The organism is Pseudomonas sp. MIL9, assembly GCF_016887925.1.
Lineage (GTDB): Bacteria > Pseudomonadota > Gammaproteobacteria > Pseudomonadales > Pseudomonadaceae > Aquipseudomonas > Aquipseudomonas mohnii.
In genome coordinates this window covers 1-13683 of the sequence record NZ_JAFEHE010000030.1, presented here as the reverse complement: position 1 = coordinate 13683, position 13683 = coordinate 1, and the positions used below count along the sequence as shown (strand labels likewise).

The window sequence follows — 13683 nt, the reverse complement described above, 5'->3', positions numbered from 1 at the left end:
ACCAGAGGGTCAGGCGTTCAATCGACTGCGCAGCGTCGTGGCCATCGCCTCCAGTTCTGGCGCCGGGTTATGGCCGATCAGCATCCAGGCGTGATGCATGTCCGACCAATAGACAATGTTCAACCCGTGCCGACGCTCCCGGGCGACATGTCGGCTGCCGCTGCTGGAAAGGGTGATGCACAGCGCCAGCGGGCCATGGACCGGGTCGAGGTAGGTGATCTGGGCGATCGGCACGTCATCGTATTCAAGGATTTGTGCGCGCTTGAATTCGACCCGGGGCAAGCTCAACTGCGCGGGTGCGAGTTTAAGGCCCAGATGCTCGTCGAGGGTCTGCAATTGCGCGCGTTGAGTGCTTTCATCGCTGGGCAAATGGTCCAGGGTCTGCGGCACGTAGAGCGCCATATAGTCGGCCACCAGCCCGCGCCAGTTGCTGGTTTGTTGACTTTCCTGCCAGCCCAGGAACAGCCGGTCCGCCAGCACGCCACCGGCCACCAGCCCGGCCGCTGCCGCCAGGAACCAGCGACGGCTGAGCGGTGGACGGGCCGGCGAGGGAAGGGTGTCGAGCATGGCTTGCAGGCGATCCACGGGAGCCTGCCGATTCAGTTGATTGAACGCTTCCTTGAACGGCAGGCTGCTGCGATCCAGCCATTGCAGGCGCAGGCCGATCATCGGGTCTTCGGCAATGGCCGCGTCGATGCGTGCCCGCTGTTCGGTATCGAGCTGGTCATCCAGATAGGCCACCAGTTGCTCATCCGAGAGTTTCGCGTTCATCGACGTTCTCCGCTGGAAGGGGTCGGCACCGATTGCAACGGCGGGTATTCGGCGAGTTTCACCCGGGCCGCTGCCAGGCGACTCATGACCGTGCCGATGGGGACTTGCAACACTTCGGCGACCTCGCGATAGGACAGACCCTCGACATAGGCCAGAAACACCGTTTCCCGTTGCGCCTCGGGCAGCGCATCGACGCGGCGAATGACCTGCGACGCCAGCACATGGGTTTGCGCCACGTGCTCTCCGTCAAACGACAACGCATTGTCGGTATCGACCGTGCCTTGCCCCTGACGCACCCGCCGCGCGCGCACTTCGTTGATCCAGATCGAATGCAGGATGCTCATCAGCCAGCGGTCCATCCGCGTCCCCGGTTCGTATTGCCCGGCCCGTTCCAGCGCGCGCACGCAAGTGGCCTGCACCAGGTCTTCGGCGACATGCCGTTGTCGGGACAACAGCAGGCCGTAGCGCCATAAACGCGCCAGGTGCTGGCTCAGCTCTGCCCGTATTGCCTGATCGCTGGCGATGGCGACCTCCGTCCGTTCGGGATGTCAGGTTTTCGATGAATCGTGGATGGCTTCAGACAGGTCCTGGTATTCCTCGCAGGAAGTGTTGCCGCAGATCGACTTGATCTGTTGCAACTGTTCCTGGGCCAGGTCCAGCCGGCCTTTGACCACATAGGCTTCGCCGAGGTACTCGCGGACCCTCGCGTACTGCGGGTCGAGTTTGACCGATTGCAGGTAGTAACCGATACCTTCGTCAGTGCGCCCCAGTTTACGCGTGGCATAGCCGCGATAGTTTAACGCCTTGGCAGTGTTGGGGTCTTTGAGCGTATCGAGCAACGCCAGCGCTTCTTCATAGCGATTGTCCTTGGCCAATTGATAAGCGTAATCGGTACGGTCGGCATCAGACACCGCTTTACTGGTCTGCAGGACGCATTTTTGCGTTTTTTTATCTAAAACCTGGCCTCGAGGGCATTCGGGCTTGGCGGGGGCGTCTTCATCGCCGTGGGCCAGCGCCAGGGAACTGGTCAGCGCGGTGGCAATCAACAGCGGTGCGATGAAAACTGAAAAACGGCTATTCATGGACAATGCTCCACAGGAATCAGGGCCGGGACATCGAACAGGCCGAAAACGTCGAAATGTTCTGCTGGTGCCCGTCAAAAGGTAAACACTGCAGGGCGAACAATTATTCATTTCATTCCGGGTTTCTTTGCAAGGCGCTCTCAAATCGAGGGGGGCATGCTTGATCGGGCGATCGTCGAGAAGTCCCGCTTTTGGCCGAACCGCTGCCTTACTGCCCACCGCAGTGCCTTGTTATAGTTCGGGCCTCTTTTTTGCCCGCTAAAGGATCACTGGCATGTCCCAATACACAGCATTCAACGTCGAACTGGTCGATAAAATCGCCCATGTACAGATCAACCGTCCGGAAAAGATCAACTCGATGAATGCTGCGTTCTGGAGCGAAATCGTCGAGATCTTCCAGTGGATCGACGACACCGACGAGGTGCGGGTGGTGGTCCTCAGTGGTGCCGGCAAACATTTTTCGTCGGGCATCGACCTGATGATGCTGGCGGGCGTGGCCAATGAAATGGGCAAGGACGTCGGGCGCAATGCGCGCCTGCTGCGGCGCAAGATTCTCAACCTGCAAGCGTCGTTCAATGCCGTCGACAACTGCCGCAAACCGGTACTGGCCGCCATTCAAGGCTACTGCCTGGGCGGTGCGATTGACCTGATCGCCGCTAGCGACATGCGCTACGCCGCCGAAGATGCGCAATTCTCGATCAAGGAAATCGACATCGGCATGGCCGCTGACGTCGGCACGCTGCAACGCTTGCCGCGGATCATCGGTGACGGCATGCTGCGCGAACTGGCTTACACTGGTCGCACCTTTGGTGCCGAAGAGGCGCGGAGCATGGGCCTGGTCAATCGCGTTTACAGCGACAACGCCAGCCTGCTTGATGGCGTGATGGGCATTGCCCGCGAGATCGCCGGCAAGTCGCCGATTGCCGTTACCGGCACCAAGGAAATGATCAGCTACATGCGCGATCACCGCATCGATGATGGCCTGGAATACGTCGCCACCTGGAACGCCGCCATGTTGCAATCCACTGACTTGCGCGTGGCCATGGCCGCCCATATGAGCAAACAGAAACCCGAATTTCTGGATTGATTGAAAAATGACTTCACGCTGGACCACTGCAGTACTGGACACCGATCAACCCGGCGGCTGGGCCGTGGCGCGCAGCCCCGAAGGCTTTCTGTTCGATGACAATGGCGCGCTGTTCCCCCGTGAATGGCTCAAGCGCCAGGACCTGGCGATTCTGGCCGAGCATGGCATCGGTCATCTCGAGGGCGAGCCGGTGTATCTGCTGGAATTGCGCAGCCACAGCGAAGTCCCGGGCTGTCAGTGGAAAGGCTTGCGGGCGTTCATGCTCGAAGGCGATCACACGGTGTACAAGGTGCTCGCGTACGCCGCACAGATCGGCACCTGGGCCCGTGAGCACCGCTTTTGCGGTAATTGCGGGCAAGCCATGCATCAGGTGCCGCGCGAACGGGCGATGTATTGCCAGCCCTGCGATCTGCGCAGCTATCCACGGATCTCGCCGAGCATGATCGTGCTGGTGACCCGTGGCGACGAAATCCTGCTGGCGCGTTCGCCACGGTTTGTCAGCGGGGTCTACAGCACGCTGGCGGGCTTTGCCGAACCGGGTGAGTCCGCCGAGGATTGCCTGATTCGCGAGGTGCGCGAAGAGGTGCGGATCGAGGTCAGGAACATCCAGTACATGGGCAGCCAGTGCTGGCCGTTCCCGCACTCGATGATGCTCGGCTTCCATGCTGAATACGCTGGCGGCGAGATCGTCTGCCAGGAAGACGAGATCGAAGACGCCCAGTGGTTCAACGTGCACGAGCTGCCGCCGTTGCCGGCGTCACGCTCGATAGCCCGTTACCTGATCGACGTCTACGTGGCGCGGCGGTTAGGCCACGCTGAACCAGTGTTGCCAGGCTAGGCGCACGGTCAGGCCCAACACCACGGTGATGAACACCGGACGAATAAATTTCGCGCCGCCACTGATGGCGGTGCGAGCGCCGAAGAAGGCGCCGACCATCAAAGACGAGCCCATGCTCAAGCCGATGACCCAGTCCACCTGACCGGAAAAAATGAAGATCGACAGCGCCGCCGCGTTGCTGACGAAGTTCATGCTGCGCGCCACGCCGCTGGCTTTCACCAGGTCGATGGGGTAGAGCAGCAGGCTGCTGACAGTCCAGAACGCCCCGGTGCCGGGACCGGCCACACCATCATAGAAGCCGAGGCTGAAGCCTTGGGTCGATTGCCAGGTTTTCTTGATCGGCGCGTCGCTGTCCAGCGGGGCTTTCGGCGTTCCGCCAAACAACAGATAGACACCGCAGGCAAAGACGATCACCGGGAGCATCTTGTTCAGCCATTCGGCCGGCAGGTAGTGGGCAACCACGGCACCGCTCAGGGCGCCAACCAGCGTGCCGACGATGGCGTGAGTCCACTGCCTGGGATGGAACAGCTTGCGGCGGTAGAAGGTAAAGCTGGCGGTGGCGGAGCCGAAGGTCGAGCTGAGCTTGTTGGTGCCCAGGACCAGGTGCGGTGGCAGGCCTGCGGTCAGCAACGCCGGGGTGGTCAACAGGCCACCACCGCCGGCAATGGCGTCGATGAAGCCCGCTACAAAGGCGACAAGGGCGAGAATGGCGAGGGTGGTGAGGTCAACGCTGAGTTCGAAAGGCATGGAATCGGCTTATTCGGCGAGGTGCCAAAGGTGGAATGCGGGGAGGGCTCACATCTTACCCACATCCACCTTTGGCGGCGACCCGACGAAGGCGTCAGCCCTGGCGGCACATCATTTAAGCTGCGGCCCATTGCCGATCTGCCACACAAACGGTGGCTCGGTTCCGTTGATCGTCCAATCCCCGACAATCCGTGCCTTGTAGATCAGCGGATTATGCGACGACACGGTCCGCGCATTGCGCCAATGCCGGTCGAGCGATTTGCCCTGGCGAATATCCGAAGCCCCCAACGCATTGAACAGCTCGGTGGTCGCCCGCTGGATCAGCTCCGTGACCACCACTTGCGCTTTCGCCGATTCGATTTCCGCGGCCACATTCGCTGCGGTTTCCCGTTCGTCGTCACCGGCGAAACGCGCCAGGTAGGCCTCCTGCGCCGGTAGCGCGGCTCTCAGGGCGCTGGCTTCGGCGGCATACACCCACGCGGCAATATTGCCGACCACTTGCTGGACCTGCGGGTCATCGCTGACACGTTGTGCGTTGCCATGGCTGTAGATGCGCTGGCGTTCGCGCACGTGACGCGAAACATCACGCAATGCCGCACGGCCGATGCCCGCCAGTGTGGCCAGGAGCACGAGCTGATAGAACGCAGTCTGGTATTTGAAGCGGGTCGCGAAGTCGATGACGTTCTCGGCGTCCACCACGGCATCGACAAAGCGCGATGTTCCGCTGCCGGTGGTGCGTTGGCCGAAGCCATCCCAGTCGTCGCTCTGCACGATGCCCGGCTGGCGCGTGCGCACGGCGGCAATGACGTCGCCACCGGTGTCGCTGCGCTGGGCGTAGACGTCAATCCAGTCGGAGAACAGGCTGCCAGTGCTGTAGAACTTCTCACCGTTGAGCCGCCATTGATCGCCATGGGGCGTGACTTTGGTCACGACATCGCCAACCTCGACGGCACCGATTTCAGTCCAGGCGCAACCGACGATGTCGCCCTCGACGAAGCGTTTGAACCAGACATCTCGCGACGGGCCGTATGGGGCGTTGAGACGATCCTCGACAAAGGCGAAGTGGCCGCGCAGTGCCTGGGGAACGTTGGAGTCGGCTTCGGCCAGTTCGATCAGCAGCTCGAACAACTGCGGCACCGAAGCACCACCGCCGCCGTATTCAATCGGCACCCGCACTGCGCCGAATCCGGCGTCCTTGAGCCATTGAATCGGCTCATAGGGCAGGGTGCGCGACTGTTCGCGTTCGAGGGCGCCGTCGGCGATGCGCTGGAAAATCGGCCGGTACTTCGCGGCGAGGGTTTGATAGTCGGCGCCGGTGGACAGCGGGTTGATTACCTGGTGTTCGGTCATGGGACAACTCCTTGGCTGGGCAGAAAAAGCGTTGCGTCTGCCAAGGGGGATTGCAGGGTCCATGCCGGACCCGTTCTGTGCGGATTTACTGGGCGCCCTTGAGTTTGCGGTGGTTTCAACTGTTGTCAGGCCAACAGTGCATCAGCAAATTGTCCGGTGAGGCGGTTTTGTGGCGAGGGAGCTTGCTCGCGCTTGAGTGCGCAGCGCTCATTAAAATTTGGGGCCGCTGCGCAGCCCGGCGGGACCAGGCTCCCGAGCCACAGTGCTGACTTCCGGGCTGGCACGCTTGCTGCTCATGCCTCAGGACAAACCCTAATGTCCCGAGGAAACGCCAATGAGTCAGCAAGCCGTGAAATTTGCCTACTGGGTGCCGAACGTCAGCGGTGGGCTGGTGGTCAGCAAGATCGAACAACGTACCCACTGGGGTATCGACTACAACCGCAAGCTGGCACAACTGGCAGAAGAAGCGGGGTTTGAATATGCCCTGACACAGATTCGTTTCACCGCCGGTTACGGCGCCGAGTACCAGCATGAATCGGTCGCCTTCAGCCATGCACTGCTGGCGGCAACGACCAAGCTCAAAGTCATCGCCGCGATCCTGCCAGGCCCTTGGCAACCGGCGCTGGCGGCCAAGCAACTGGCTACCATCGATCAACTCACCAATGGCCGGGTGGCGATCAATGTCGTCAGCGGCTGGTTCAAGGGCGAGTTCCAGGCCATCGGCGAACACTGGCTGGAACACGATGAGCGCTATCGCCGCTCCGAAGAGTTCATCCGATCACTCAAAGGCATCTGGACCCAGGACAACTTCACCTTTCGCGGCGACTTCTACCGCTTCGATAACTACAGCCTCAAACCCAAACCCCTGGGGCGCCCGGAAATCTTCCAGGGTGGCAGTTCCCGTGCCGCGCGGGACATGGCCGCGCGGGCGTCGGACTGGTATTTCACCAACGGCAACACCCCGGAAGGCATCAAGGCCCAGGTCGATGACATTCGCGCCAAGGCGGCGGCGAACAATCATTCAGTCAAGATCGGGGTGAACGCATTCGTGATCGCCCGCGATACCGAAGAGGAGGCGCGGGAAGTGCTGGCACAGATCATCGATCAGGCCGACCCGGAGGCGGTGAATGCCTTTGGCGACGCGGCGAAACAAGCCGGCCGGGCATCGCCGGAGGGCGAGGGCAACTGGGCGAAATCGACGTTTGAGGATCTGGTGCAATACAACGATGGTTTCAAGACCAATCTGATCGGCACGCCACAACAGATCGCCGAGCGAATCGTGGCGCTCAAAGCGGTGGGCGTGGATCTGGTATTGGCGGGGTTTCTGCACTTTCAAGAAGAAGTGGAGTATTTCGGCCAGCGGGTATTGCCACTGGTAAGGGCCTTGGAGGCCGAAGCATTGTCCCGGCAGACCGCAGCGGTCGCCTGAGCACCTCAACCCCGGCAGGTACTGGCTTGCCAGTGCCTGCCAGGGGCCAGTGTTACAAGCCCAGGTCGGACAAGCCCGGGTGATCATCCGGGCGGCGGCCCAGCGGCCAGCGGAACTTGCGCTCGCTTTCCTTGATCGGCAGGTCGTTGATGCAGGCGAAGCGCCGGGCCATCAGGCCGTCTTCATTGAACTCCCAGTTTTCGTTGCCGTAGGAACGGAACCAGTTGCCCGAATCGTCGTGCCATTCATAGGCATAACGCACAGCGATGCGGTTGTCAGTGAACGCCCAGAGTTCCTTGATCAGGCGATAGTCCAGTTCCTTGGCCCATTTACGGGTCAAGAAGGCTTTGGCCTCTTCGCGGTTGTGGGCGAACTCGGCGCGGTTTCGCCATTGGGTGTCCAGGGTATAGGCCAGCGACACACGCTGCGGATCGCGGGAGTTCCAGCCGTCTTCGGCCAGGCGGACCTTTTCGATGGCGGATTCACGGGTAAAGGGCGGCAATGGCGGACGAACTTCAGCGTTAGACATTGGATATCTCCGTATCAAATGAACGTTCAACAACGTTGTCGGTCTTGATCAAGCAGTTACAGCGCCAATAACTTGCGTGCCACACATTGCGCATGATCGGCGGCACTGTAGTCACCCATGACAAGTGCGACGGTAATGGCCCCGTCAATCAGGATCAGCAACTGCTTGGCCAGCGTCTGCGGATCTTCGGCGCCATGTTCGGTACACAGCTCGCACACGTAGTCGAGCAGCTTCTGTTTGTGGTCTTTGGCGACCAGGCGAACAGGGTCTTGCGGATCACCGGTTTCGCCGCTGGTATTGATGAACGCGCAACCGCGAAAGCCTTCGGAACAGAACCAGGACTTGAGCACGGTAAACAGATTGAGCAACCGGTCTGCCGGGGTTTCGGCCTGGTCGACCGCGCTCCTGTACCAGTGCATCCAGCGTTGATCCCGGCGTTGCAGGGCCGCGACTGTCAGCGCCTCCTTGTTGGCGAAGTAGCGGTAGACGCTCTTTCTGGAGACGCCGGCGGTCTTCACCAGAAGATCCATGCCCGTGGCGGCGATGCCACTTTTGTAGATCAGCTTTTCGGTGACGTCCAGAATGATGTCGCGCGTGTCGTTGTTTGTGATTTCGTTCATGGAACGAACAGTAGAACGATCGTTCTCCTTGGTCAATTACTATTTTTGCCAGTCATGAAATGGCCATCGCTGGCTGGCCTTCGATGACGTCAGGACAGACAGCCACAAGACCCGAACCGATCCATGGTGTAAGCTCTCAACCTCTTTGGATTCGACCCACTGCGAGCCCTATGCCGTCGCTTTTCAAACGCTCTCTGCTGCCCAAACTGCGCAGTTTTCCGCTGACCGCCGATGCCGTCACCTTCCTCTCTGGCGCTGCCGAGTTCCGCCGTTGCCTGCTGGAGAAAATCGCCAGTGCAACCCGGCGCATTTATATCGTTGCGCTGTACCTGCAACAGGACGAGGCCGGCCAGGAAATTCTCGATGCCTTGCACGCTGCCAAACGGGCGCGTCCGGAACTGGACGTGGTGGTCGTCGTCGACTGGTTGCGCGCCCAGCGCGGCCTGATCGGTGCCGGCAAGCAACCGGGCAACTCGGCCTGGTATCAGGAAATGACCCGCACCCACGCCAGCGAAGTGCCGGTGTATGGCGTGCCCGTGCAGACCCGCGAACTGTTCGGCGTCCTGCATCTGAAGGGTTTCGTGATCGATGATTGCGTGATCTACAGCGGCGCGAGCCTGAACAACGTCTACCTGCACAAGTTCGACAAGTACCGCTACGACCGTTATCACCTGTTGCAGAACCGTGACCTGGCCGATTCGATGCAGCATCTGGTTCAACACGGCCTGGTGGCTTCCAAGGCCGTGCATCGCCTGGATCTGCCGAACCTGCCGACCACCCGCAGCCTGCGCAGCGACATTGGCGACCTGCGCAGCCGACTCAAGCACGCGGCGTACGACACCACCCAGGGCACCACGGACAGGACTGGTTTGTCGGTGAGCCCGTTGCTCGGGGTCGGCAAGAACAACCCGTTGAACCGGGTGATTTGTGAATTGATCGCCAGCGCCCAGCAGCAACTGACCATCTGCACGCCCTATTTCAATCTGCCATTGGCGGTGATTCGGGAGGTTAACCGGGCATTGGCGCGTGGGGTGAAGATCGACATCGTGGTCGGCGACAAGACCGCCAACGACTTCTATATCCCGCCGAGCGAGCCGTTCAAGGTGATTTCGGCGCTGCCTTACCTGTACGAAATCAGCCTGCGCCGGTTCGCCAAGCGCCATCAACGCAACATCGACAGTGGCCAGTTGAACCTGCACCTGTGGCTGGACGGCGATAACACCTATCACCTCAAGGGCATGTGGATCGACCAGCGCTACACCTTGCTGACCGGCAACAACCTCAACCCTCGGGCGTTTCGTCTCGATCTGGAAAACGGCTTGCTGATCGATGATCCGAAAGGCGAGTTGCAGGCACCGCGGCGCACGGAACTGGCGCAGATTTTCCAGCACACCCGGCGTATCGAGCGCTTCCAGGACCTGCAAACCTTGCCGGACTACCCGACCGGAGTGGCGAAGTTCCTCAAGCGTGTGAGCCGGGTGCGTATTGAGCGCTTGCTCTACCGAATCCTCTAAAAACGGTAGCGCGGCGGCTGACGCCATCGCGGGCTAGCCCGCTCCCACAGGGTTTGATGCCGATCACGTCATTGTGGTTTGACTCAACAATCCGTGGGAGCGAGCTTGCTCGCGATGAGGCCCTTCCAGTCGCTACTGCATTCAGTTCAGCCCCAGTTTCCCACGCAAGGTCGACAGATCCTCAGCCAGTGTATTCACCGGCCCGACCAGCGCCTTGCGGTCGTTTTCACTCACCTTGTCGTAAGTCTCGAAACCGCCGCCCGCAGTTTTGTACTTGGCCAGAATCCTGTTCACCGTGGCAAAGTTCTTGTCGACTTTGGCGATGAATGCCGCGTCCTGTTTTTCGATTGGCGGGCGGAACAGGTCGACGATTTTCTTCGCGCCGTCGATGTTGCCCTGGAAGTCATAGAGGTCGGTGTGGCTGTAGCGATCTTCTTCGCCGGAGATCTTGGTGGCGGCCACTTCTTCAAGCAGCGCAGCGGCACCGCCGACGACTTTTTCCGGCGGGAACGTCAGGCCGGCGACGCGGGTTTGCAGGTCTTTGATGTCTTTGTCCAGACCGTCGGCCAGTTCGCCCAGTCCCTGGGTGCTGTTTTGCGAAAACAGCGCGTATTCGATGCGGTGAAAGCCGGTGAAGTCTTCAGCTTTCACGCCTTTCTCGTGGTCATCGACGCGGGAGTCGATGGACGCGTCGAGATCACTGAACAGCTCGGCAATCGGCTCGATCGATTCGTAGTAAACACGGGTCGGCGCATAGAGTTTTTTCGCGGTGGCCAGATCACCTTTTTTCACCGCATCGGTGAACTGCCGGGTGTGGCTGGCCAGTTCATCCAGTTGTTCGGTGACGTAGATCTTGTAGTCCGAAATCGGCTGCACCAGCTCCAGCGGCGCCGTTGCCGCGAAAGCCGCAAGCGGTGTGGTGAGCAAGCCGAGGGTCAGCAGTAACGCGAGTGGCGACTGTTTCATGGGACGGTTCCGTGTTGGGTGGTTACGCGGTTGTTGTGGGTTGTGTGGCGTCGAGCAGTGAGCGACCGATGAAATCCTTATCGCCGGTGACACCGGGCAGGGTGAAGAAATAGCCGCCACCGACCGGCTTCAGGTACTCCTCCAGTGGCTCGCCGTTGAGTCGGGTTTGCACGGTGATAAAGCCTTTCTCCAGGTCGGCCTGGTAGCAGATGAACAGCAAGCCCATGTCCAGCTGGCCGTTCTTGTTCACGCCATTGGAGTAGTTGAACGGCCGGCGCAGGATCAGGTTGGCCTGGGTCGTGGCGGTGCGCGGATTGGCCAGGCGGATGTGCGCGTCGAGTCTGGTCAACTTGCCATGCAGGTCCTTGCTGTAGTCCGGCACTTGCGACTCATGGGTACCGCCCATGGGCGCACCGGTGCTTTTGATCCGGCCGAGAATGCTTTCCTGTTCCTGCAACGGCGTGCGATCCCAGCGCTCGACGAAGTTGCGGATGATCCGCACCGCCTGATAGCTGCCGTTGGCAGCCCAGGCCGGCTCGTCGCAGCCGGGTTGAATCCAGACGATGCTGTCCATGGTGTTGGCATTGTTGGAATCGGGGTTGGCCGAGCCGTCACGAAAGCCCAGGAAGTTGCGCGCGCTCTGAGCTGGCACACCGGGTTTTGCCGGGGCCTGGGGCGGCACGCTGCCTTCCTGTTTCCAACGCACCAGCAGCAGGTCCGGAAGGTTTTTCACGATGTCGCGCAAGGCGTGGATGTTGGTGTCGGTGGTGTTGGAGCAGAACTGCAGGCTCAGGTCGCCGTGGCAGCAATCAGCCTCCAGCGCATCGTTGGGAAAACCGATCATGCGCGTCAGGCGCTTGGGCTTGGCATTGGCCAGACCGAAGCGCTCATCGAACAATGAGGCGCCTACCGACACGGTGATGGTCAGGTTATCCGGGGTCACAATCGGGCCGAGAATGCCCGAATCCATGGGTGGCAACTTCGGGTCGACCTGGGTGACCGGGCCGCCCTTCATCAAAAAATCGATGCGTTGGTTTAGGGTGCGAAACAGTCGCTCCAGATCCTCGCGATCGCTGGCCAGCACATCGAACGACACCAGCATGCCGGACGCCGGGCGCGGGGTGACGATGCCCGTCTGGTGTTTGCCGTGGAATTCGTGGCGGTCTTGCGTGTGGTCGCTGCTCGGCGCCTCGGTGACTTGTGCGGGGCTGGCGGCCATGGCCGGGCAGCTCAGCGCGGAGCCGGCCAGGGCGACACCAGCAGCACCCATGCCCATTAATACCCGGCGCCGCTGGAGGTTGAGTTGTTCTGAATCGTTCATTGATCAGTCGTCTTCTGCTTAGAGGCCGGAAAGGCCAAGGGCGGGGTCGATTCCATCGAGTGCAGCGGCCAGTGCCTTGGCCTTGTCGGCGATCTGTTGGCGTTGCGCTGTGCCGACACTGTCGTAGCTGGCGTAGCCGTCGTTGACCTTGAAACCGTTGAGCTCGGTGTCAAACGCGCTGAGCGCACTGTCGATCTGCGGCAGCAGGTCGGCGGCGGATTTGGCCAGCAACGGACGCAGCAGGTCGACGACCTTGCGTGCGGCGTCGAGATTGGCGGCGAAGCCATTCAGATCAATGTGGCTGTAACGTTCTTCTTCACCGCTGCGGGCGCGCACCTCGGCGATGCCGTTGAGGTTGCGCACGACAAGGCTCACCAGTTGCTCCGGTGGCAGGGACTGGGCCAGCAGCTGTTGCTTGAGGGTGGTCACGTCCGCTAACAGGCGCTGAGAGACCGGTGCCAGGCCGTCGAGGTTGCGTTGCTGGAACAGCGCGTATTCGAGGCGATGGAAACCGACGAACCCGGGGTCTTGCTCGCGTTGTTCGAAGTAGTCGGCACGGGCGTTGATCCCGTTGTCCAGCTCGGCCAGGCGCTGGGCGGCCGGGGCCAGGCGTTGATACGCGGCTCGGGCCGGCACGTACAAGGCTTGGGCCTGGCTGAGATCGCGGGCTGCAATGGCTTGCTCAAGGGCGGTGACGGCTTTGATCAGCGCTGTGCCCTGGCTGCTCAGGTACACACGGAACTCCGACAACGGCCCGACGAACGCCACCATCGACGGCCTGGCCTTGGCCGCCGCTTCGGAAGCCGCTGTCGGCGTGACGTGCAAGGTGCCGCGCGGGTTGCTCAGCAGACCGCAGGTGATGGCGTAGTTGCCGGGCAACAGGTTGGCGTTGATCACTTGGCTCAGGCCGGGTGCGATGTTTTCCCGCTCTTCGACTACCAGCACGCCATCGAGGATTTCCCATTCGACGGCGCGATCGGATCGATTGACGATGCGGAAGCTGGCATGGCCGGCCGGAACCGTCAGGGCATTCGGCTCGCAGCTGTGCGGGTCGATGATCACCAGGACTTCGTCGTGGTTGGCCTGGCGCTTGTCGGCGGCCATTTTCGAGGCGTAATAGAACAGGCCACCGGCAGCGATCATCACGATCACCGAGCCGGCCACTGCCCAGCGCAAGGCGCGGGGAGGGGAAGCCTGGGTGGGGGCTTGATTTGGCATGGTTGCCCTTACTGGCTGGAAATGGAGGAAGACTATCTGGCTGGTTATTCGAGCGAATCCTGTGGGAGCGAGCCTGCTCGCGAAAAACCTGCGGGCACCGCAGGACAACCGGTTTTACGCGTTATCGTTCACGACCATCGCGAGCAGGCTCGCTCCTACAGGAGGGTGACAGCGTTCTACCGCCGTCATTTGAAACACCACCGTCCCTTGT

14 protein-coding genes are annotated in these 13683 nt (G+C 61.0%); 4 read left to right on the top strand and 10 right to left on the bottom strand.

The genetic code is table 11. The features are described from left to right. Positions 1 to 9: 9 nt before the first annotated feature. From JQF37_RS27040 to JQF37_RS27030, 3 genes are read right to left on the bottom strand one after another with little or no spacing between them, the layout of a single operon-like run. A complete protein-coding gene (locus JQF37_RS27040) occupies positions 10 to 771 on the bottom strand; it encodes a transcriptional regulator (protein ID WP_130210314.1) in 762 nt (253 codons plus the stop codon). Beyond that, the gene (locus JQF37_RS27035) at positions 768 to 1265 is read right to left on the bottom strand and encodes an RNA polymerase sigma factor (protein WP_130210316.1); all 498 of its coding nucleotides are present in this window, start codon (positions 1263 to 1265) and stop codon (positions 768 to 770) included. Before JQF37_RS27035 ends, JQF37_RS27040 begins: the two co-directional genes overlap by 4 nt. Positions 1266 to 1319: 54 nt before the next feature. Continuing rightward, positions 1320 to 1853 (bottom strand): tetratricopeptide repeat protein, encoded by a 534-nt coding sequence (locus JQF37_RS27030; protein WP_130210318.1) that lies wholly within the window; start codon positions 1851 to 1853, stop codon positions 1320 to 1322. A gap of 274 nt (positions 1854 to 2127) precedes the next feature. On the opposite strand from JQF37_RS27030, the gene JQF37_RS27025 reads away from it, so the two are divergent. Then, on the top strand, positions 2128 to 2940 hold the full coding sequence (locus tag JQF37_RS27025; protein ID WP_130210320.1) for a crotonase/enoyl-CoA hydratase family protein: 813 nt from the start codon (positions 2128 to 2130) through the stop codon (positions 2938 to 2940). 7 nt (positions 2941 to 2947) lie between these two features. Further along, positions 2948 to 3778: an NAD(+) diphosphatase gene (nudC, locus tag JQF37_RS27020; protein ID WP_130210322.1), complete on the top strand. Its 831-nt coding sequence runs from the start codon at positions 2948 to 2950 to the stop codon at positions 3776 to 3778. Here nudC and JQF37_RS27015 read toward each other — a convergent pair. Together JQF37_RS27015 and JQF37_RS27010 are read right to left on the bottom strand one after the other, a co-directional pair. Further along, positions 3746 to 4525, bottom strand: a complete 780-nt coding sequence (locus JQF37_RS27015; RefSeq protein ID WP_047529357.1) for a TSUP family transporter — start codon at positions 4523 to 4525, stop codon at positions 3746 to 3748. The genes nudC and JQF37_RS27015 overlap by 33 nt on opposite strands. A 111-nt stretch (positions 4526 to 4636) precedes the next feature. Then, positions 4637 to 5875, bottom strand: coding sequence for an acyl-CoA dehydrogenase family protein (locus tag JQF37_RS27010; RefSeq protein ID WP_130210324.1), 1239 nt, complete (start codon positions 5873 to 5875; stop codon positions 4637 to 4639). A gap of 334 nt (positions 5876 to 6209) precedes the next feature. Between JQF37_RS27010 and sfnG the strand changes: the two genes are divergently transcribed. Beyond that, the gene (gene sfnG / locus JQF37_RS27005; protein WP_130210326.1) at positions 6210 to 7304 is read left to right on the top strand and encodes a dimethylsulfone monooxygenase SfnG; all 1095 of its coding nucleotides are present in this window, start codon (positions 6210 to 6212) and stop codon (positions 7302 to 7304) included. A 52-nt stretch (positions 7305 to 7356) separates the two neighbouring features. Here the strand turns inward: sfnG and JQF37_RS27000 are convergent, their stop codons facing one another. Both JQF37_RS27000 and JQF37_RS26995 read right to left on the bottom strand, forming a co-directional pair. Beyond that, positions 7357 to 7833, bottom strand: a complete 477-nt coding sequence (locus JQF37_RS27000; protein WP_047529351.1) for a nuclear transport factor 2 family protein — start codon at positions 7831 to 7833, stop codon at positions 7357 to 7359. 56 nt (positions 7834 to 7889) lie between these two features. After that, on the bottom strand, positions 7890 to 8453 hold the full coding sequence (locus JQF37_RS26995) for a TetR/AcrR family transcriptional regulator (RefSeq protein ID WP_130210328.1): 564 nt from the start codon (positions 8451 to 8453) through the stop codon (positions 7890 to 7892). A 170-nt stretch (positions 8454 to 8623) separates the two neighbouring features. On the opposite strand from JQF37_RS26995, the gene pssA reads away from it, so the two are divergent. After that, positions 8624 to 9967 (top strand): CDP-diacylglycerol--serine O-phosphatidyltransferase, encoded by a 1344-nt coding sequence (gene pssA / locus JQF37_RS26990; RefSeq protein WP_130210330.1) that lies wholly within the window; start codon positions 8624 to 8626, stop codon positions 9965 to 9967. A gap of 141 nt (positions 9968 to 10108) precedes the next feature. On the opposite strand, the gene efeO (JQF37_RS26985) is transcribed toward pssA, so the two are convergent. Genes efeO (JQF37_RS26985) through efeO (JQF37_RS26975) form a run of 3 tightly spaced genes read right to left on the bottom strand, consistent with a single transcriptional unit; the run spans position 10109 to position 13472 of the window. After that, positions 10109 to 10933: an iron uptake system protein EfeO gene (efeO, locus tag JQF37_RS26985; RefSeq protein ID WP_130210332.1), complete on the bottom strand. Its 825-nt coding sequence runs from the start codon at positions 10931 to 10933 to the stop codon at positions 10109 to 10111. A 22-nt stretch (positions 10934 to 10955) separates the two neighbouring features. Then, positions 10956 to 12254 (bottom strand): iron uptake transporter deferrochelatase/peroxidase subunit, encoded by a 1299-nt coding sequence (gene efeB / locus JQF37_RS26980; RefSeq protein WP_130210334.1) that lies wholly within the window; start codon positions 12252 to 12254, stop codon positions 10956 to 10958. Between the two features lie 18 nt (positions 12255 to 12272). Then, on the bottom strand, positions 12273 to 13472 hold the full coding sequence (gene efeO, locus JQF37_RS26975) for an iron uptake system protein EfeO (RefSeq protein ID WP_130210336.1): 1200 nt from the start codon (positions 13470 to 13472) through the stop codon (positions 12273 to 12275). Positions 13473 to 13683: the final 211 nt, after the last annotated feature.

Bases quoted from the DNA above. Each gene is read 5' to 3' on its own strand.
- JQF37_RS27040 (WP_130210314.1), bottom strand. From the start codon at position 771: ATGAACGCGAAACTCTCGGATGAGCAACTGGTGGCCTATCTGGATGAC.
- JQF37_RS27030 (WP_130210318.1), bottom strand. From the start codon at position 1,853: ATGAATAGCCGTTTTTCAGTTTTCATCGCACCGCTGTTGATTGCCACC.
- JQF37_RS27025 (WP_130210320.1), top strand. From the start codon at position 2,128: ATGTCCCAATACACAGCATTCAACGTCGAACTGGTCGATAAAATCGCC.
- nudC (WP_130210322.1), top strand. From the start codon at position 2,948: ATGACTTCACGCTGGACCACTGCAGTACTGGACACCGATCAACCCGGC.
- JQF37_RS27015 (WP_047529357.1), bottom strand. From the start codon at position 4,525: ATGCCTTTCGAACTCAGCGTTGACCTCACCACCCTCGCCATTCTCGCC.
- JQF37_RS27010 (WP_130210324.1), bottom strand. From the start codon at position 5,875: ATGACCGAACACCAGGTAATCAACCCGCTGTCCACCGGCGCCGACTAT.
- sfnG (WP_130210326.1), top strand. From the start codon at position 6,210: ATGAGTCAGCAAGCCGTGAAATTTGCCTACTGGGTGCCGAACGTCAGC.
- JQF37_RS27000 (WP_047529351.1), bottom strand. From the start codon at position 7,833: ATGTCTAACGCTGAAGTTCGTCCGCCATTGCCGCCCTTTACCCGTGAA.
- JQF37_RS26995 (WP_130210328.1), bottom strand. From the start codon at position 8,453: ATGAACGAAATCACAAACAACGACACGCGCGACATCATTCTGGACGTC.
- pssA (WP_130210330.1), top strand. From the start codon at position 8,624: ATGCCGTCGCTTTTCAAACGCTCTCTGCTGCCCAAACTGCGCAGTTTT.
- efeO (WP_130210332.1), bottom strand. From the start codon at position 10,933: ATGAAACAGTCGCCACTCGCGTTACTGCTGACCCTCGGCTTGCTCACC.
- efeB (WP_130210334.1), bottom strand. From the start codon at position 12,254: ATGAACGATTCAGAACAACTCAACCTCCAGCGGCGCCGGGTATTAATG.
- efeO (WP_130210336.1), bottom strand. From the start codon at position 13,472: ATGCCAAATCAAGCCCCCACCCAGGCTTCCCCTCCCCGCGCCTTGCGC.